The organism is Bradyrhizobium sp. CCBAU 51765 (assembly GCF_015291725.1).
In the GTDB taxonomy this organism is placed as follows: domain Bacteria; phylum Pseudomonadota; class Alphaproteobacteria; order Rhizobiales; family Xanthobacteraceae; genus Bradyrhizobium; species Bradyrhizobium liaoningense.
On record NZ_CP030038.1, the window covers coordinates 3,979,907 to 3,997,717 of the forward strand.

15 protein-coding genes are annotated in these 17,811 nt (G+C 64.9%); 10 read left to right on the forward strand and 5 right to left on the reverse strand.

Annotated elements, in window-relative coordinates; translation table 11 throughout:
* Positions 1-5 precede the first annotated feature (5 nt).
* The 3 genes from XH96_RS19085 to XH96_RS19095 all read left to right on the forward strand — a co-directional run bounded on the left by XH96_RS19085 (position 6) and on the right by XH96_RS19095 (position 4,252).
* Entirely contained in the window at positions 6-587 is a 582-nt protein-coding gene (locus XH96_RS19085; RefSeq protein WP_194393797.1) for a hypothetical protein, read from the forward strand.
* Positions 588-1,716: 1,129 nt separating this feature from the next.
* The gene (ilvD, locus tag XH96_RS19090; RefSeq protein WP_194393798.1) at positions 1,717-3,438 is read left to right on the forward strand and encodes a dihydroxy-acid dehydratase; all 1,722 of its coding nucleotides are present in this window, start codon (positions 1,717-1,719) and stop codon (positions 3,436-3,438) included.
* Positions 3,425-4,252 (forward strand): tetratricopeptide repeat protein, encoded by an 828-nt coding sequence (locus XH96_RS19095; RefSeq protein ID WP_194393799.1) that lies wholly within the window; start codon positions 3,425-3,427, stop codon positions 4,250-4,252. Before ilvD ends, XH96_RS19095 begins: the two co-directional genes overlap by 14 nt.
* 60 nt (positions 4,253-4,312) lie before the next feature.
* On the opposite strand, the gene xth is transcribed toward XH96_RS19095, so the two are convergent.
* Positions 4,313-5,110, reverse strand: a complete 798-nt coding sequence (gene xth / locus XH96_RS19100; RefSeq protein WP_194393800.1) for an exodeoxyribonuclease III — start codon at positions 5,108-5,110, stop codon at positions 4,313-4,315.
* A gap of 133 nt (positions 5,111-5,243) precedes the next feature.
* On the opposite strand from xth, the gene XH96_RS19105 reads away from it, so the two are divergent.
* Positions 5,244-7,574: an ATP-binding protein gene (locus tag XH96_RS19105; protein ID WP_194393801.1), complete on the forward strand. Its 2,331-nt coding sequence runs from the start codon at positions 5,244-5,246 to the stop codon at positions 7,572-7,574.
* Between the two features lie 84 nt (positions 7,575-7,658).
* Positions 7,659-8,765: a dienelactone hydrolase family protein gene (locus tag XH96_RS19110; protein WP_194393802.1), complete on the forward strand. Its 1,107-nt coding sequence runs from the start codon at positions 7,659-7,661 to the stop codon at positions 8,763-8,765.
* Between the two features lie 185 nt (positions 8,766-8,950).
* Here the strand turns inward: XH96_RS19110 and XH96_RS19115 are convergent, their stop codons facing one another.
* From XH96_RS19115 to erpA, 4 genes are all read right to left on the reverse strand, one after another.
* A complete protein-coding gene (locus XH96_RS19115; RefSeq protein WP_194393803.1) occupies positions 8,951-9,385 on the reverse strand; it encodes a hypothetical protein in 435 nt (144 codons plus the stop codon).
* A gap of 3 nt (positions 9,386-9,388) precedes the next feature.
* Positions 9,389-9,910, reverse strand: a complete 522-nt coding sequence (locus tag XH96_RS19120) for a hypothetical protein (protein WP_194393804.1) — start codon at positions 9,908-9,910, stop codon at positions 9,389-9,391.
* Positions 9,903-10,256, reverse strand: a complete 354-nt coding sequence (locus XH96_RS19125; RefSeq protein ID WP_194393805.1) for a hypothetical protein — start codon at positions 10,254-10,256, stop codon at positions 9,903-9,905. Before XH96_RS19125 ends, XH96_RS19120 begins: the two co-directional genes overlap by 8 nt.
* Before the next feature lie 482 nt (positions 10,257-10,738).
* Positions 10,739-11,068 (reverse strand): iron-sulfur cluster insertion protein ErpA, encoded by a 330-nt coding sequence (gene erpA / locus XH96_RS19130; protein WP_024342679.1) that lies wholly within the window; start codon positions 11,066-11,068, stop codon positions 10,739-10,741.
* Between the two features lie 110 nt (positions 11,069-11,178).
* Here erpA and XH96_RS19135 point away from each other — a divergent pair, with 110 nt between their 5' ends.
* From XH96_RS19135 to XH96_RS19155, 5 genes are all read left to right on the forward strand, one after another.
* Entirely contained in the window at positions 11,179-12,387 is a 1,209-nt protein-coding gene (locus XH96_RS19135; protein ID WP_194393806.1) for a deoxyguanosinetriphosphate triphosphohydrolase, read from the forward strand.
* A gap of 9 nt (positions 12,388-12,396) precedes the next feature.
* Positions 12,397-14,187: an arginine--tRNA ligase gene (gene argS / locus XH96_RS19140; protein ID WP_194393807.1), complete on the forward strand. Its 1,791-nt coding sequence runs from the start codon at positions 12,397-12,399 to the stop codon at positions 14,185-14,187.
* A gap of 140 nt (positions 14,188-14,327) precedes the next feature.
* A complete protein-coding gene (locus tag XH96_RS19145; protein ID WP_194394177.1) occupies positions 14,328-15,887 on the forward strand; it encodes an SPOR domain-containing protein in 1,560 nt (519 codons plus the stop codon).
* 46 nt (positions 15,888-15,933) lie between these two features.
* Positions 15,934-16,962 carry a beta-N-acetylhexosaminidase gene (gene nagZ, locus XH96_RS19150; RefSeq protein WP_194393808.1) on the forward strand — a complete coding sequence of 343 codons (1,029 nt, stop codon included), beginning with the start codon at positions 15,934-15,936 and terminating at the stop codon, positions 16,960-16,962.
* On the forward strand, positions 16,959-17,798 hold the full coding sequence (locus tag XH96_RS19155) for a ScpA family protein (RefSeq protein WP_028179491.1): 840 nt from the start codon (positions 16,959-16,961) through the stop codon (positions 17,796-17,798). The genes nagZ and XH96_RS19155 overlap by 4 nt, the downstream gene beginning before the upstream one ends.
* Positions 17,799-17,811: the final 13 nt, after the last annotated feature.

The window sequence follows — 17,811 nt, forward strand, 5'->3', positions numbered from 1 at the left end:
CACTTATGGCTCTCAACATCCTGCCGTCCGATGGCGACGGTCTCCGCCTCCATCCGGTGGCGCCGCGTCTCGCGCCGATGTTCGGCTTCGCGCTGCTGACGGTATCGTGCGCGCTCGCGAGTTTTGCGTTCGCCTGTGCGACGCCGTTCGCGGCCTTCGCCGTGGTCGCGGCTGCAATGCTGGCGCTGCGTCCGGCGCTGCTCGTCGTCACCGGCGCCTGGCTCGTGAACCAGAGCATCGGTTTCGGCGCGTTGCACTATCCCATCGATGGCAGCACCATCGCCTGGGGTTTCGTCATCGGCGCGGCTGCGCTGCTGGCGACCGCAGTGGCGTCGGCCGTTTTCCGCATGCTGCCGCAGGGCCGCACGACGCTGATGCTGGCGCTCACGCTCGTTGCCGCCTATGCGGCCTACGAGCTCGCCCTGCTCGCCGCGACGCCGTTCCTGGGCGGAGAGGCCGCCTTCACCGCAGCCATCGTCACGCGCATCGGGCTGACCAACGTCGCCTGGCTCGCCGGCCTCGTCGCCGTCTGCGAGGTCGTGCGCCTGCTTGATCCGTTCGGGCGCAAGGGAGCGATGTCGGCCTGAGCAGTCCTCGCGTCGCCCGGATGGAGCGCGGCGAAATCCGGGACAAATCGTTCCATAGCGCGACACGTCCCGGACTGCGCTTCGGCGCCATCCGGGTTGCGTCGCCCGTGTCGCCCTCGGTCAATCCGATCGCGCGAAAATATTCCACTTACCGAAATTCGGATTTAACGTATGCGTCGCCCATCCCGGCTCACTCTTGAGGGGCGATCGTGAGGTCGTCATCGTCGCGAGCCGGGCTTGCGGTGGACGCGGCACCGTCGTGCACGAGAGGTGAAGGGCAGGGCGGATGCTCTCCGTGAGCCCTGAGCGGACGAGCGACGTTGCCAGACTTCGTCTCGCCAGTAGTAAGTTTCCGGCTCCGTCGACAGGGCCGGGAAAACTGCGGCGAAATGGCGGGCCGCGCGTACGGCAAAACCGTGTGGTCCTGGCCGTCGTTGCTACGGTCAAGCCCTCGCGAATGCTGCAGTCGCGTCAACCGGCGCGGCGCCGGTGAATTTCGCGAGGGCGATGCCGCCTTGCTCCGCCATTGCGAGCGCAGCGACTTGTCCGCCGAAGCCTTCGGCGAAGCGGAAGCAAACCAGAATCTTTCCATAGCGACAGCCTGGATTGCTTCGTCGCAACGGCTCCTCGCAATGACCAGGAGGAGGGCGTGCGCCAAATTCCACTGGCGTGCCCCGGACGCAGCGCAGCGTCCCTTCGACGGTGCGCTGCAGAGCCGGGGCCCATGCTGTTGTGTCGCATGCCGTGTGGCCGCGGCGGGTTGGCAGCCAATGCCCAAGCCGACTCAGCCGCCAACATGCGTTGTTCTCGGGACAGAAATGGGTGCGCTGCGTCCGTCGCAAAATCTGAAGTTGTCAGGTGGCCCATCCGCGGAGGTATCGAAGTAGCCTTATCCGTGTCTTCCGCGCCACGATTGTTGTGTCTTCGCAACACTCATGCCGCATTTAACCCTGATCACCGGCGGTCCGCGTCGTCGCCGCTTTTTGGCCACACCCGAACATGAATAAAATCACTCTAATGTTTTAAGGCAGTGGCGGTCTTCGAAGGCGACGAGAAAGTCCCAAGGTCGATTCAAATCTTGGCTCTGATTTTTCGGGTCTGAAAGGGTTGGCCGGGGAAACTGGTTGCGATGGTCGCGAAGATTGACAAGCAGAAGCTGCCGAGCCGTCACGTGACGGAAGGCCCTGCGCGTGCGCCCCATCGGTCCTACTTCTACGCCATGGGGCTGACCACCGATCAGATCCACCAGCCTTTCGTCGGCGTCGCCTCCTGCTGGAACGAGGCTGCTCCCTGCAACATCGCGCTGATGCGCCAGGCCCAGGCGGTGAAGAGGGGCGTGGCGTCGGCCGGCGGCACGCCGCGCGAATTCTGCACCATCACCGTCACCGATGGCATCGCCATGGGCCATGACGGCATGCGCTCCTCGCTGCCGTCGCGCGAATGCATCGCCGACTCGGTCGAGCTGACGGTGCGCGGTCATGCCTATGACGCGCTGGTCGGCCTTGCTGGCTGCGACAAGTCGCTGCCGGGTATGATGATGGCGATGGTCCGCCTCAACGTGCCCTCGATCTTCATCTATGGCGGCTCGATCCTGCCCGGCAATTTCCGCGGGCAGCAGGTCACCGTTCAGGACATGTTCGAGGCTGTCGGCAAGCACTCGGTCGGCGCCATGTCGGACGAGGACCTCGACGAGATCGAGCGTGTGGCCTGCCCGTCGGCGGGCGCTTGTGGCGCGCAGTTCACCGCGAACACCATGGCGACCGTCTCGGAGGCGATCGGCCTCGCTTTGCCGTACTCGGCCGGTGCTCCGGCACCCTACGAAATTCGCGACGCGTTCTGCATGACCGCGGGCGAGAAGGTGATGGACCTGATCGCCCAGAACATCCGGCCGCGCGACATCGTCACGCGCAAGGCGCTGGAGAATGCGGCTGCCGTGGTCGCCGCCTCCGGCGGCTCGACCAATGCTGCGCTGCACCTGCCGGCGATCGCGCACGAGGTCGGCATCAAGTTCGACCTGTTCGACGTCGCTGAAATCTTCAAAAAGACACCTTATGTCGCGGATTTGAAGCCAGGCGGCCGTTATGTCGCCAAAGACATGTTTGAAGTAGGTGGCATACCGCTTCTGATGAAGACGCTGCTCGACAACGGCTTCCTGCACGGTGATTGCCTTACCGTCACGGGCCGCACGATCGCCGAAAACCTCAAGAGCGTGAAATGGAATCCGCACCAGGACGTGGTGCGCCCGGCAGACAAGCCCATCACCGTGACAGGCGGCGTGGTCGGTCTGAAGGGAAATTTGGCGCCAGAAGGTGCGATCGTGAAAGTCGCGGGAATGTCCAACCTCAGGTTTACGGGTCCGGCCAGGTGCTTCGACCGTGAGGAGGATGCTTTCGAGGCGGTCCAGAACCGCACCTACCGCGAAGGCGAAGTCATCGTGATCCGCTACGAGGGGCCGAAGGGCGGCCCCGGCATGCGGGAAATGCTCCAGACCACAGCGGCGCTGACCGGCCAGGGCATGGGCGGCAAGATCGCGCTCATCACCGACGGCCGCTTCTCCGGCGCCACCCGCGGCTTCTGCATCGGCCATGTCGGGCCGGAGGCCGCCATCGGCGGCCCGATCGGGCTGCTCGAGGACGGCGACATCATCGAGATCGACGCGGTCGCCGGTACCCTTAACGTAAAATTGAGCGACGCCGAGCTCGCCCAGCGCAAAACCAAATGGAGCGCGCGCGCGACTAACCATACGTCGGGTGTGCTCTGGAAATATGCTCAGCAGGTCGGACCGGCGGTCGGTGGGGCGGTAACCCATCCAGGCGGCGCGCACGAGAAACAGTGCTATGCGGACATCTAGGCGTGCCATAGTTGCGTTTGTGTTGGGGGCGGCTGCGCTGGCCGCGCCGGCGCTCGCCTTCGACGGTGCGCCGGTCAACCCCAAGGACGCGGCCATCCCGGTCGTAACCACCTTGCCCGGCGCCGCAGGCGCGGTGCGCAGCAAGGTTCCGCCGGCGGTCGCACCCCAGGAAACCTCGCTCAGCGCGCTGCAATATGCCGCCGAGGGTGGCCACCCCATCGCGCAGTGGAAGCTCGGCCGCATGTACGCCAACGGCGACGGCGTCGCCCAGGACGATTTGCGTGCGTTCGAATATTTCAGCCGGATCGCCAATGCGCATGCCGAGGACAGCCCGTCGGCGCCGCAGGCGCAGATCGTGGCCAACGCCTTCGTCGCGCTCGGCCGTTATTATCTCAGCGGCATCCCGAACTCGAAGATCAAGTCGGACCCGGAGCGGGCGCGGGAGATGTTCTCCTATGCGGCCTCCTATTTCGGCAACGCCGATGCGCAATATGATCTCGCGCGGCTGTACCTGAAGACGCCGGACGCCTCGCGCGAGGATTTCCGCTATGGCGCGCGCTGGCTCGGCCTCGCCGCGCAGAAGGGCCAGCACCAGGCGCAGGCGCTGCTCGGCCAGATGCTGTTCAACGGCGACCGCCTGCCGCGACAGGCCGCGCGCGGCCTGATGTGGCTGACCCTGGCGCGCGACAGCGCCGGCGCCGAGGAGACCTGGATCAAGGAAAGCTACAACCGCGCCTTCGCCAAGGCCTCCGACGACGACCGCGCCATGTGCCTGCAAATGCTGGAGCAGTGGGTGCAGGGCCGCCGGGACTAGGTTGGGTCCTGCGGGATGGGCAAAGGCGCCTTGGCGCCGTGCCCGCCACCTGATCGGCGCTCACGCCGCGTCGAGATCCAGATCCGCCCACACCGGGACGTGGTCCGACGGCTTCTCCCAGCCGCGCACATAGCTGTCGATGCCGACATTGGCGAGCCGGTCGCTGGCCTGCGGCGACAGCAGCAGATGGTCGATGCGCAGGCCCTGGTTCTTCTGCCAGGCCCCGGCCTGGTAGTCCCAGAAGGTGTAGAGCCCGGGCTCGTCGGTGACGGCGCGCAAGGCGTCGGTCAGGCCGAGGCCGAGCAGGGACTGGAAGCTCTCGCGCGTCTCCGTCTTGAACAGGGCGTCCTCGGTCCAGGCGGCCGGATTGTGCACGTCGTGGGCATGCGGGATGACGTTGAAATCGCCGGCAAGGATCAGCGGCTCCTCGGCCTTGAGGCGCTCCTTCGAATATTCAAGAAGCCGGGACATCCATTTGAGTTTGTAGGGATATTTGTCGCTCCCGACCGGGTTGCCATTGGGCAGATAAAGGCAGGCGATGCGCAGCACCCCGCGCTTGAGCGTGACCACGCCCTCGAGGAAGCGGGCATGCGTATCCTCGTCGTCGCCGGCAAGCCCCGACTTGGTCTCGTCGAATCGCAGCTTCGAGAGCAGGGCGACGCCGTTGAACGTCTTCTGCCCATGGGTGACGACGTTGTAGCCCAGCGCCTCGATCTCCAGCCGCGGAAAGGCCTCGTCGACGCATTTGATCTCCTGGAGGCAGACGATGTCGGGCTGGCACTCCTTCAGCCAGGTCAGCAGCAGATCAATCCGCTGCCGGACCGAGTTCACGTTCCAGGTGGCTACTCTGATGGACATAGGGAGGGGCTCCGGGCGGGGCCATGGTTAGAACAAACTGCAAACGCGCCCGTCAAGGACGCCGCAAAATCTCCCACAAAATTAACCCGGTCTAAGCAGGCGGCGGGCCATTGATAATCGAAAGGTTCCGCGGATGGGTTGGCCGGACGAGTCGATGAAGCGAACTGAGCCGCGCGACGGCCTGATCGGCGCATTCCTGTATTGGCTTGGCGGCTTCGAGATCGAGGACGGCCTGACCGCCGATCTCAGCGAGCGCGAGATCCGCCGCATCCGCGCCAAGCAGATCGACGCCGTGACGCGGCTGATGCCGGTGACGATGGCGGTGACGATGCTGAACGTCGCCATCGTGCTAATCCTGTTCTGGGGCAGGGGCTGGAACGACTTCCTCGCGATCTGGGGCCTGACGCTCGCCGTCACCGCCTCGCTCGCGGTGCGCTCCTGGCAACGGTCGCATCAGAACCCGCCGCAGGAGGCCTCGCCCCGCGTCGCGCGCCAGATGCTGCGGCAGGCATTCTTCCTCGCCGCGATCTGGGGCACGCTGCCGCTCGCGCTGTTCAGCCGTATCGAGCCGACCAGTCAGCTCATCCTGGCCTGCCTGATGGTCGGCATGATGTCGGGCGGCGCCTTCACGCTCTCGACCTTCCCGCGCGCGGGCCTCGTCTATCTCGCCACCATGACCGTCGCCTGCGCCGGCGCGCTGCTGCTGTGCGGCACCGGGCCCTATCTCGTGACCTCGGTGTTCCTGCTGCTGTTCGCATTCTTCATGGCGCGCAACATCGTCTCGCAGGGCAATCTGTTCCTCGGCAATCTCAAGGCCCAGCTCGAGCTCGAGCGCCAGACCGAGATCATCTCGCTGCTGCTGAAGGACTTTCAGGAGAATGCCAGCGACTGGCTGTGGCAGACCGACGCCGACGGGCATCTGATCGACGTGCCCCAACGCTTCGCGGACGTCGCGCAGCTGCCGCTTCCGCTGTTGAAGGGATCCTATTTCGCGGACGTGCTCGACATGCTCTGCCCGGACGACAAGCGCGCAGCGTACAACGTTGTCGGCCTGATGGAGCAGAACGAGCCCTTGCACGAGATGAACCTCAAGGTCGTTGCCGGCGGCGAGGCGCGACTGTGGTCGCTGACGGCGAAGCCCGCCTATGACCGCGAGGGACATTTCCTCGGCTATCGCGGCTTCGGGCGCGACGTGACCGAGCGTTGGCGCGCTGAAAAGGCCGAGGCCGAGAGCCGCGCCAAGTCGGACTTCCTCGCGGTGATGAGCCACGAGATCCGCACGCCGATGAACGGCGTGCTCGGGCTCGCCAGCATGCTGCTCGAAACCAAGCTCGATCCGGAGCAGCGCGAAGCCGTCACCACGATCCGCGACTCCGGCGACAATCTCCAGCGCATCCTCAACGACATTCTCGACTTGTCCAAGCTCGAGGCCGGGCGCTTCACCTTCGAGGCGATCGACTTCGCCCCGCAGGCGCTGGTCGAGGCTGTCGCGACCGTTATTCGCGCGAGCGCCAAGAACAGGGGGCTGACGGTCAAGGTCGAACTCGATCCGAGCCTGCCGCCGACCCTGCGCGGCGACGTCGCACGCATCCGCCAGGTGCTGCTCAACCTCGCGTCCAATGCGGTGAAGTTCACCGACCAGGGCGAGGTGACGATTTCGGTCACCTGCCAGGCGCGACGCGACCTGCTGGCGACCGTCGAATGGACGGTGACCGACAGCGGCATCGGCATCGCCCCCGAAAAGCTCGGCCAGCTCTTCAGCGATTTCGCGCAAGCCGATGCCTCGATCAGCCGTCGCTTCGGAGGCACCGGCCTCGGCCTTGCGATCTCACGGCGCATCATCGAGCAGATGGGCGGCACCATCGGAGTCACCTCGACGCCGGGCGCAGGCTCGACCTTCCGTTTCACGCTGGTGCTGCCCTGGAGCCAGGCGCAGACGCCCGATCAGGCAGACGGCCGCGACGAGGCAGACGATCTCAAAGCCCGCATTGCCGGCCTCGACCGGCCGCTGAAGGTGCTGGTCGCGGAGGACGATGCCGTCAACCGCATGGTCGTGAGCAAGATGCTGGGATCCTTCGACGTCGAGCTGCGCGTCGTCGCCGACGGCGCCGAGGCCGTCGCGGCGGCATCCGAGGGCAATTACGACATCGTGCTGATGGACGTGCGCATGCCCGACATGGACGGGCTTGCCGCCACCCGCGCGATCCGCGCGCAAGGTGGGCGCCTCGAAGCCTTGCCGATCATCGCGCTCACCGCCAACGCCTTCCCCGAGGACATCAAGATATGTCGCGAGGCCGGTATGTCCGACTTCCTCGCCAAGCCGCTGCGCAAGCCGGCGCTGATCGCGGCACTCCTGCGCGCGCTGGACGGCCACGTCATGTCGGAGGATGCGCCGCTCCAGCCGGAGCTTTTGCCGGGCGACATGGAGTGGACGGACGAGGAAAGGCAGATGACGGGCGCGTAGGCGCTAACCACGTGCATGATATGTGTTTCGCACCGGATCGCTGGACGCTGGCAATTCGGATGCGCGGTGTTACCTTGCTGCGCCATGCGCCTCGTTGTCCTGCTTCTCATCCTGTTCACGGCCTCCGCCCGTGCCGGCGACGGGCCGCTGATGAGCGCGCACATGATGTTGCCTGTCGTGATCTCCGGCAACAAAGTGTCGCTGGAAAGCTTCGTCATACGTCCTGCTCGTCCCGGCAAATTTCCTCTCGTCGTGATCACTCACGGAATGCCTAGCGGCGGCGAGGAATTCTTCGCTGAAATCCTCAACCGTTCTCCAGTCGGTTACAGCAAGGCGGCCGTCGCCTTCGCGCAGCGCGGATATGCAGTTGTCTCGATCATGCGTCGTGGCTATGGACGATCTGGGGGAGGGTTCTCCGAGTCTGCGCGGCAGACCTGCGACTATCTTCCGGCCACGCGCGCCGCCAGCGACGATGTCATTGCGGCGGTCGCTTCACTGCGTCATGAGCCCTGGGTCGACGCTGAGCATGTCGTCTTGCTCGGTCACTCCGTTGGGGGGCTCACGGTGATGGCTGTCGCCGCACAGAACATACCGGGGGTCGTTGGCGCCGTGAACTTTGATGGCGGTCGGCATAGCTTCTCAGCACCCAACCAACCTTGCTCGCCTGATAATCTGGTCGAGATATCAGCCGCATTGGGGCGCTCGGCCCGTGTTCCCATGCTTTGGCTCTATGCCGAGAACGATCAATTCTACGGTCCAGACTTGGCACGGCGCATGTTCGCGGCCTACAGCGCCGGCGGCGCGCCTGCGCAGCTACAGGTGCTGCCTCCGTTTGGATCGAACGGCCACAATACCGTCATGCTCGCACCGGCGGACACCTGGTTTCCGTCCGTCGAACCCTTCCTCGAAAAGCTGGGGCTTCCTACCAAGACCGTCATAGAGGCGCCGCTGTTCGCTGAGCTGCCAATCCCGCCGGGGGCTGTCGCCGCTTGTCAGGGGGCATTCGCGGACTACCTCGCCAATCCCGATGATGCCAAGGCCTTCGCGGTGAGCACGCACGGCCATTGCGGGACTGGATTTGGCCGCACAGCTGTCGAGGCGCGCGAGCCTGCCTTGATGAAATGCAAGATCAATTCGCGCGGCGAAGATTGCCGGCTTTACGCGGTTGGACAGAAGCTGGCGGGGGATTGAACCACAGTCAGCATGTAACGCAGCGCCGTTACAATTTTCCATAGACCAGCGCGGCGACCGCCTTCAGGCGCTCAACCGAGCCGGACTCTGGATGTGGCTTGACCGGCGCGAACAGGATCGACGCTTGCCTGCCGTTCTTCACGGCATTGCCGTTGCCCTTGGTGCAGGAATGCTCGCCGAACGCTTCACTGCCGAGCGCTTGGGGGGATGGTCTGCCAGCAGAAAAAATCCTTGAAGGCCGAATTCTGTCGGATCGTCTCGGCGGTGCCTTGCCAGTGAATGAACTTGAACTCGGCGACACGCCGGTTGGTCTCAAGGTCGAACGGCCTTCCGGTATTGCCCGCACCGAGCGACACGTACTCGACGATCTCGCCTTCCTCCAGAATGTGCGGAAGGCAGAGCATGATCCCCAGCGCATGGATCGCCGTGTTCACCTGGCCTGCCACCAGCTTGAGCGAGGCGGCGGCTGCGAGCGCCTGCTTCTCGTCGCCGGACGAGGAGAGGGCGGCAAGGGATGCCGCTTGGGTCGCCCCCTTCAGTTCGCCCTCGATGCGCGCAAGCGCTCCCGTGAGGCCGGTGCCGCTGAATTTCTGCAAAGCGGCGGCGGCAGCAATATCCATGTCTCAACCCTGCTTCACGGGGGGCGCCTCCGGATTGGCCTCGGGCCAGCCCGGAATGATCTTGTTCTCGACGAAGGTGTCGATCAGGGACGCGCCATTGGCCGTCACGCGCTTCTTGTCACCCGACTCTCGAAAGGCCACGCCGTGCAGCTTCTTGTTGACGGCGACGACCTTGCCCTCCGGGTTCAGCTCCACATGCAGCTCCCAGAAGGCTCCGCCGCTCACCCCGCCATAGCTTTTGGGGACCCGGGGGCCGGTCTCATAGCTGACCTCGATCTCGACAAGATCCTTGCCGTCCTCCTTGAAGGGCCGGACGGTCTTGGCGGAGCCGAAGAGGCCGCCGACGTCGATCTTTTTTCCTTTGAGAAAGGCCGCTGCGCCGTCCTCGGTCCACTCGCCAACAACGCCGACGAGCGCATAGCATGTGCCCATGCGGTGCCCGGCAGTCCCGGCCTTGAACTCGCGCGGAATACCGAGGTTGTAGAAAATGGCCCCCTTGGCCTCCAGGTCACGTGCGTCAACCATCCGGGATGGATACGAACGCAAGATCGGGTGCGTCGCATTCCTTTCCGTTCCAGTCCATCACACGCTTGGTGTGGGCGAGGTTCAGCCGCCGGTTTTGAAGCGCAGGTTGGACGCTCGGAAAGCGGACAAGGCCAACCGTTTCATTCGGCTCAAGCTCTTTCAGGACATGACCCGCGGTCAGGATGCCGTACAATTTGCCGAGCTTGACGAAGGTGCCGGTGCCCATAGGCGTCGCGGTCTCATGATTGCCCTCGCGTCCGAATTTCAGGAAGCCCACGCTGTAGTCGCACACGGGACCGGTGAATGTATCATCGATCTTGATCGTGAATTCCTGTTGCAAAGACAATGCGAGGGCTCCGCTGAGAAGTCGGCGGCACGCATCAGCGGTCCCGCGCAAGGCGACGGAAGATAACAGCTTCCAGTTGCGCTATCGAGAGTAGAGCAGTGTGATGAGCAGCGCATCGATCACATCCCGCCAGCGCGCGATCTGTCCGCCGGGAGCCGACAACAACCGTGAACCAAGCGTGCTCGTCGAAATCTTGATCTGCCCGATCCTGTGGTCGTCTCGAAACACACGAGTGTTCGCGCCATAGTCGGCGCGCGCTCACCGAACCGCTGGTCGCGGAAATGGCAGGGGCCGCTTCGGCGTTGGGCTGTATCGAACCCACCGCATGTGTGTCCCGTCGAGCTCCCTTTTGGGGACATCGCGATGATCACACATTACCCCTGTTTTGCCCGACGCGTCAAATGCATTTCGTAAAAGACGAAACGTACGTGCCGGCGTCTCGGCTACTGTGCATGGGGTTGTTTTGCAGATTTTGACTCGGCCTAGACCGAGAAGCTGGTCCCGCAGCCGCAGGACGCCGTGGCATTGGGATTGTTGACGCGGAACGAGGCGCCGATCAGATCGTCGACGAAATCGACCTGCGATCCCGCCAGGAACGGCTGGGAGGCGGAATCGACCAGCACCACCGCATTGTCCTGCTCGATCACGAGATCGTCGTCGGTGCGGGCACGGTCGATGTCGAACTTGTACTGGAAGCCGGAGCAGCCGCCGCCCTCGACGGAGATGCGCAGCATCGCGCCGGAACCTTCGCCCTTGAGGATCTCCCCAATCCGGCGTGCGGCCCGGTCGCTGATGGTCACGGCAGTCGTCATCGTTCGTCTCCGATAGTCCCGCAGTCATACCCAATTCATTTGGTATCCCGCGCCCGACATAGTTAAGTGCCACCATACGCAGAATCAAATGGATAGGGACTAAATTCGCCGTGTCCGTCGGAATGGCAGCCCCCCGCGCGCCCTATGCCTGCGACCCCGATCGCAGCCGCGGCCGGCTGGTCGCCGAGCCCCCGAGCCGGACCCGCAGCCCCTTCCGGCGGGATTGCGACCGGGTGATCCATTCCACCGCGTTCCGCCGGTTGAAATACAAGACCCAGGTGTTCGTGTTCCACGAGGGCGACCATTACCGCACCCGGCTGACCCATTCGCTGGAGGTGGCGCAGATCGCCCGGGCGCTGGCCCGGCAGCTCGGGCTGGACGAGGACCTCACTGAAACCCTCGCGCTCGCGCACGATCTCGGTCATCCGCCGTTCGGGCATGCCGGCGAGCGGGCCCTGGACGCCTGCCTGAAGGACTTTGGCGGCTTCGATCACAACGCCCAGACCCTCCGCGTCGTGGCTTCGCTCGAGCACCGCTATCCCGAGTTCGACGGGCTCAACCTGACCTGGGAATCGCTGGAGGGCATCGTCAAGCACAACGGTCCGCTGATCGACCGCAGCGGCGCGCCGGTCGGGCGCTATCGCGAGCACGGCATTCCCGTCGGCATCGCCGACTACATCAGGACCTACGACCTCGAACTGTGGAGCTTCGCTTCGCTGGAAGCGCAGGTCGCCGCGATCGCCGACGACATCGCCTATGACGCCCACGACATCGACGACGGCCTGCGCGCCGGCCTGTTTCACCTCAACGATCTCAAGGTAATGCCGCTGACCGCGGAGATCATCGCCGGGATCGCTGCGCATTATCCCGATCTCGAGGACGTCCGGCGCGGCGCCGAGCTGGTGCGCGAGCTGATCTCGCACCTGATCGGGGCGGTGTTTGCGGAGGCACGGAAGAACCTCGCCGCCACCAAGCCGCAATCGGCTCAGGAGGTGCGCCAGCAGAGCCGGGCGCTGATCACGTTCCCCTCCGAGGTTGCGAAGGAAGAGGCCGCCATCAAGACCTTCCTGTACCAGCACATGTACCGCCACAAGCGGGTGATGCGGGTGATGGGCGAGGCGGAGCAGATCCTGTTCGACCTGTTCGCAAAATACCTGAAATCCCCCGGCGAGTTGCCGCCGGAATGGCTGCTGGGGGCGGAGGCGGACGACGAGGGCGACCGGGCCCGGCGGATCGGCAATTTCATAGCCGGAATGACGGATCGTTTCGCACTGACCGAGCACCAGCGGCTCTTTGACTCGACCCCGGATTTGCGTTAGGCGGCGGCCATGCCCCAGACACCCTCATCCCTGCATCTGTTCGCCGACGTGCTCGCGCGCGTGCACGCCGCCTGCCGCGAGCTTGCGGCAGACGCCAATTGGCCGGAGGGCATCGATTTCTCACGCGTGGTGGTCGAGCCGCCGCGCGATGCCTCCCACGGCGACATGGCGACCAACGCCGCCATGGTGCTTGCGAAAGAGGCAAAGGCAAAGCCGCGCGACCTCGCCGAGCAGATCGCCGAGCGGCTGCGTGCCGACGCGCTGATCACCAAGGTCGACGTCGCCGGTCCCGGCTTCATCAACCTGACACTCAAGCCGGCCGCCTGGGCCGAAGCCCTGCGGACGGTGCTGCGCGAGGGCGCCGATTACGGCCGCGTCCGGGGCGGCTCAAAGGTCAACGTCGAATACGTCTCGGCCAATCCGACCGGACCGATGCATGTCGGCCATTGCCGCGGTGCCGTGTTCGGTGACGCATTGGCGAGCCTGCTCCAGTTCGCCGGCCACGACGTCACGCGCGAGTACTACATCAACGATGCCGGCGCTCAGGTCGACGTGCTCGCACGCTCCGCGTTCCTGAGGTATCGCGAAGCGCTCGGCGAGGACATCGGTGCCATTCCCGAAGGGCTCTATCCCGGCGACTACCTCAAGCCGGTCGGCGAGGCGCTGGCGAAGGAGCACGGCGACAAGCTTCTCTCGATGAGCGAGGCTGGGTGGCTGCCGACCGTGCGCGCCAAGGCGATCGCGATGATGATGGACGAGATCAAGGACGATCTCGCCGCCCTCAACATTCGTCACGACGTATTCTTCTCCGAGCGCTCCCTGATCGAGACCGGTAACAACAAGGTTGCCGAGACCATCGACTTCCTGAAGGCCAAGGGCGACATCTATGAGGGCCGCCTGCCGCCGCCGAAGGGCGCCCCGGTCGAGGATTGGGAGGATCGCGAGCAGCTGCTGTTCAAGGCGACCGCCTACGGCGACGACGTCGATCGTCCGCTGATCAAGTCGGACAATTCCTACACCTACTTTGCCTCCGACATCGCCTACCACAAGAACAAGTTCGATCGCGGCTTCGCCGAAATGATCGACGTCTGGGGCGCCGACCATGGCGGCTACATCAAGCGCATGCAGGCGGCGGTAAAGGCGACCACCTCCGGAAAGGGTGCGCTCGACGTCAAGATCGTTCAGCTCGTGAAGCTCTTGCGCAACGGCGAGCCGGTCAAAATGTCGAAGCGGAGCGGGGACTTCGTCACCTTGCGTGAGGTGGTGGATGAGGTCGGTCAGGACGCCGTCCGCTTCATGATGCTCTACCGGAAGAACGACGCGGTGCTCGACTTCGACCTCGCCAAGGTCATGGAACAGTCGCGCGACAATCCGGTGTTCTACGTCCAGTACGGTCACGCCCGCGGCCACTCGATCTTCCGCAACGCGCGCGCCGAGGTGTTCCCGGAACTGCCCGAGGATACCGGGAAGCGGATCGCTTGGCTCAGTGAGTCGGCCGTGGAGCGGCTGTCGGACCCGGTCGAACTCGATCTTCTCAAGCGCCTCGCAATTTATCCGCGCATGCTGGAAGCGGCCGCCGCGGCCCACGAGCCGCACCGAATTGCCTTTTATCTCTATGAGTTAGCGAGCGAATTTCACGCACTTTGGACGAAGGGGCGTGATTTGCCCTATTTACGCTTCATTATCAATAATGATGCAGATCTTACAAAGGCGCGACTGGCCATGGTCCAGGGCGTCGTCTCGGTCCTGGCATCGGGCCTCGCCATCCTCGGCGTCCATGCCCCGGACGAGATGCGGTAGTTTGGGGCGAACTACCTAAGGGGAATTCGGGGGTAACCGGCAGAAGCCGGATCGCTTAGACTTGGTTGAAAGCCTTGTGGGTCGAAGGCCGCGCCTTGGTCGAGGGGCGCGCGGCTTTCCCGAAGGGACGCATCATTACGATGGCCGAACGATATCAGGACAGACCGTTTCCTTCCGATGACTATGGTCGCGGCGGCGATCAGCATGGGAAGGCGGAAAATGATCCCTTGGCCGAGCTCGCCCGTCTGATCGGACAAACCGATCCGTTTGCAGGGCAGGGCCGGCCGACCGCGCGCCCGCAGGCAGCGCCGACCCGGAGCTATCATCCAGACGATTATCGCCAGGACGATGATCAGCAGGATTATGCCGAGCAGGCCCCGCCGCCGGCCGGGCCGCCCTCATGGATGCGCCGTGCCAACGTGCAGCCCGCACCCGCGCCGGAGCCTGACTATCCCGTCTCCGTCAGCCCGGTTCATCCGCTGCATCGCTATTCGGCCAAGCCTGCCGCGCCCGAGCCTGATGTTCATCAGGCTCAGGCCTATCAGGATGGCTCTTATCAGGATCAGGCATATCAAGGTCAGGCCTACCAGCAGCACGGCCAAACTTACCAGGATCAGGCGGAGCAGGAGTCGCACGCGCAGACAGATCCGTCGCGCTACGATGATGCGCTCTACGGCCGGCTGGAGACAGGCGAGCAGGACTATCAGCGCGATCCCGCCTATCCGGACGACCCTTACGCGTTCCAAAGCGACTACCCCGACGAAATCGAAGAGCCGAAGAAGCAGCGCGGTGGCATGATGACGGTCGCGGCGATCCTCGCGCTCGCCGTGGTCGGCACCGGTGCGGCCTTCGCCTACAAGACCTATCTGGGCTCGCCCCGCAGCGGCGAGCCGCCGATCATCAAGGCCGACAACACGCCGACCAAGATCGTGCCGGCGCCGACGGACTCATCGGCCAAAGTGCCGGACCGTATGGCCAGCGGTGACGGCACTGAGAAGATCGTGCCGCGCGAGGAGGCGCCCGTCGACGTCAACGCCAAGGCGGGCGGTCCCCGCGTCGTGTTCCCACCGTTGAACCAGAATGCGAACCCGCCGTCGGTGGCCAGCGTCTCGCCATCTGCGGTTCCGTCGCCCAGCACGGGACCGGTCCCAGGCAATGGGACGTTGCCGAGCAATTCGCCGCGCCCGATCCGGACCGTCGCCGTAAAGGGCGACCAGACCGACGGCACCGCGCCGCAATCGGCCGCCGCCAAGCCGACGATCGCCGCGCCCAAGCCTGTTGCCGCGCCCGCTGCGACGGCGGCGCCGCACAATTCGCCGACCTCGGCAAATGCCAGCCTCAACCAGCCGCTTTCGCTCGCGCCGCAGTCGGGACCGACGGCCGAGCCTGCGCACCGGATGGCTGCCACCAACCCGACGCAAATCGCCCCCGCCAGCAACGGTGGCGGCTACATCGTGCAGGTGTCTTCGCAGCAAAGCGAAGACAGCGCCGCGGCGTCATACCGAGTGCTTCAGAGCAAATACGGCAGCGTGCTCGGCTCCCGTTCGCCGGTGATCAAGCGGGTCGATCTGACCGACAAGGGCAAGGGGATCGTCTATCGCGCCTTCGCGGGTCCCTACGCTTCGGCCGAGGAGGCGACGCAGGCCTGCAACAGCCTGAAGGCTGCCGGCCTGTCCGCTTGCTTCATCCAGAGGAATTAACGGCCGTTTCCTTGACCCCCTCGCGGGGCAGGGTTAATCGGCCGTTATGAGCACGCGGGCCTTCATTACCGGCGTATCCGGAACAGAACTGACCGCCGCCGAGCGGGAGTTCATCCGTGCCGAACGCCCATGGGGCTTCATCCTCTTCAAGCGCAACGTCGCGACACCAGCCCAAGTCGCTGCACTGGTTGCGGAATTGCGGGCGGTTGCCAATGCTCCTGACGCTCCGGTCCTGATCGATCAGGAGGGCGGACGGGTGCAGCGGCTGGGGCCGCCGCATTGGCCGGTCTATCCGCCGGGCGCCGTATTCGCGACCTTATACGACACTGATTCGGCGCTTGGGCTCACCGCGGCGCGCCTCAGCGCCCGCCTGATCGCAGCCGATCTCGCTGATCTCGGCATCACCGTGGATTGCCTGCCGCTGGCCGATGTGCCCGTGCCGGGTGCCGACGCCGTCATCGGGAACCGGGCCTATGGCACCGAGCCAGGCAAGGTCGCGGCGATTGCCCGTGCGGTCACCGAGGGCCTGGAGCAGGGTGGCGTCTTGCCGGTTCTCAAGCACATTCCCGGTCATGGCCGGGCCACCGCCGACACCCACTTCAAGCTGCCGACGGTCGACACGCCCCGGGACGAGCTGGAACGGACCGATTTCGCCCCGTTCAAGTCCCTCGCGGATCTGCCGATGGCCATGACTGCACATGTTGTGTTTAGCGCGGTCGACCCCGCCCATCCGGCGACGACATCTGCGACAATGATTGCTGACGTGATTCGCGGCGCAATCGGGTTCCAAGGTTTGTTGATGAGTGATGACGTGTCGATGAACGCGCTGTCGGGGAATATCGCCGAGCGGACCAGCGCCATCTTCGCGGCCGGCTGCGACGTGGCCCTGCATTGCAACGGCGACATCGAGGAGATGCGCGACGTCGCCGGCCAGACACCTGAATTGTCGGGCAGGGCATTGGAGCGGGCGAAAGCCGCGCTTGCCGCACGCAAGCCGCCGCAGCCATTCGACCGGGCGGCCGCGCGCGCGGAACTGGACGCATTGATCGCACGGGCAAATACGGCATCGGCATGACCGCAGAAATCCTATCGTTCGAAACCGGGCGGCCCGCAGAGCTCGCCGAGGGTGAGCCGGCGTTGGTGGTGGACGTCGAGGGCTATGAGGGCCCGCTCGACCTCCTGCTCGCATTGGCGCGGCAGCAGAAGGTCGACCTCGCCAAGATTTCGATCCTGGCGTTGGCCGACCAGTACCTCCACTTCATCGAGGCCGCGCGGAAGATCCGGCTCGAGCTTGCCGCCGACTACCTCGTCATGGCGGCCTGGCTTGCCTTTCTGAAGTCGCGCCTGCTGCTGCCGGAGCCGCCGAGTGCGGAAGGCCCGAGCGCGGAGCAGATGGCGACGGCACTGGCCAACCGCCTGCGCCGGCTGGAAGCCATACGCGAAGCGGCCAACCGGCTCATGAACAGGCCGCAATTGCAGCGCGACATCTTCCCGCGCGGCGAGCCCGAGCAGATCGCCGAGATCAAGCATCCGAAATACACCGCGACGCTGTACGACCTGCTCACCGCCTACGCGGCACAGCGCCAGTCGCGCGTGCTGGCGAGCGTGCATCTGGCCAAGCGCACGGTGTGGTCGCTCGCCGAAGCACGTGCCACGCTGGAGCGGTTGGTCGGAAGCCTCAACGAACAGGACGACTGGGGCGTGCTCGACGATTTTCTGATCCGGCATGTCGCCGATCCGACGCAGCGGGCGACGGTGTTCGCCTCGAGCTTTGCCGCCGCGCTCGAGCTGGTGCGCGAAGGTCAGCTCGAGCTGAACCAGAAAGAGGCGTTTGCGCCGATCTATTTCCGGAAGGGGCGCCCAAAACCGGTCCCGGACGCAGCTCCTGCGCCCGACGCGCCGGTCGCCTAAGTGCAAGAAGGAG

Bases quoted from the DNA above. Each gene is read 5' to 3' on its own strand.
- XH96_RS19105 (WP_194393801.1), top strand. From the start codon at position 5,244: ATGGGTTGGCCGGACGAGTCGATGAAGCGAACTGAGCCGCGCGACGGC.
- XH96_RS19120 (WP_194393804.1), bottom strand. From the start codon at position 9,910: ATGGTTGACGCACGTGACCTGGAGGCCAAGGGGGCCATTTTCTACAAC.
- XH96_RS19110 (WP_194393802.1), top strand. From the start codon at position 7,659: ATGCGCCTCGTTGTCCTGCTTCTCATCCTGTTCACGGCCTCCGCCCGT.
- erpA (WP_024342679.1), bottom strand. From the start codon at position 11,068: ATGACGACTGCCGTGACCATCAGCGACCGGGCCGCACGCCGGATTGGG.
- nagZ (WP_194393808.1), top strand. From the start codon at position 15,934: ATGAGCACGCGGGCCTTCATTACCGGCGTATCCGGAACAGAACTGACC.
- XH96_RS19145 (WP_194394177.1), top strand. From the start codon at position 14,328: ATGGCCGAACGATATCAGGACAGACCGTTTCCTTCCGATGACTATGGT.
- XH96_RS19085 (WP_194393797.1), top strand. From the start codon at position 6: ATGGCTCTCAACATCCTGCCGTCCGATGGCGACGGTCTCCGCCTCCAT.
- XH96_RS19155 (WP_028179491.1), top strand. From the start codon at position 16,959: ATGACCGCAGAAATCCTATCGTTCGAAACCGGGCGGCCCGCAGAGCTC.
- ilvD (WP_194393798.1), top strand. From the start codon at position 1,717: ATGGTCGCGAAGATTGACAAGCAGAAGCTGCCGAGCCGTCACGTGACG.
- argS (WP_194393807.1), top strand. From the start codon at position 12,397: ATGCCCCAGACACCCTCATCCCTGCATCTGTTCGCCGACGTGCTCGCG.
- XH96_RS19115 (WP_194393803.1), bottom strand. From the start codon at position 9,385: ATGGATATTGCTGCCGCCGCCGCTTTGCAGAAATTCAGCGGCACCGGC.
- XH96_RS19095 (WP_194393799.1), top strand. From the start codon at position 3,425: ATGCGGACATCTAGGCGTGCCATAGTTGCGTTTGTGTTGGGGGCGGCT.
- xth (WP_194393800.1), bottom strand. From the start codon at position 5,110: ATGTCCATCAGAGTAGCCACCTGGAACGTGAACTCGGTCCGGCAGCGG.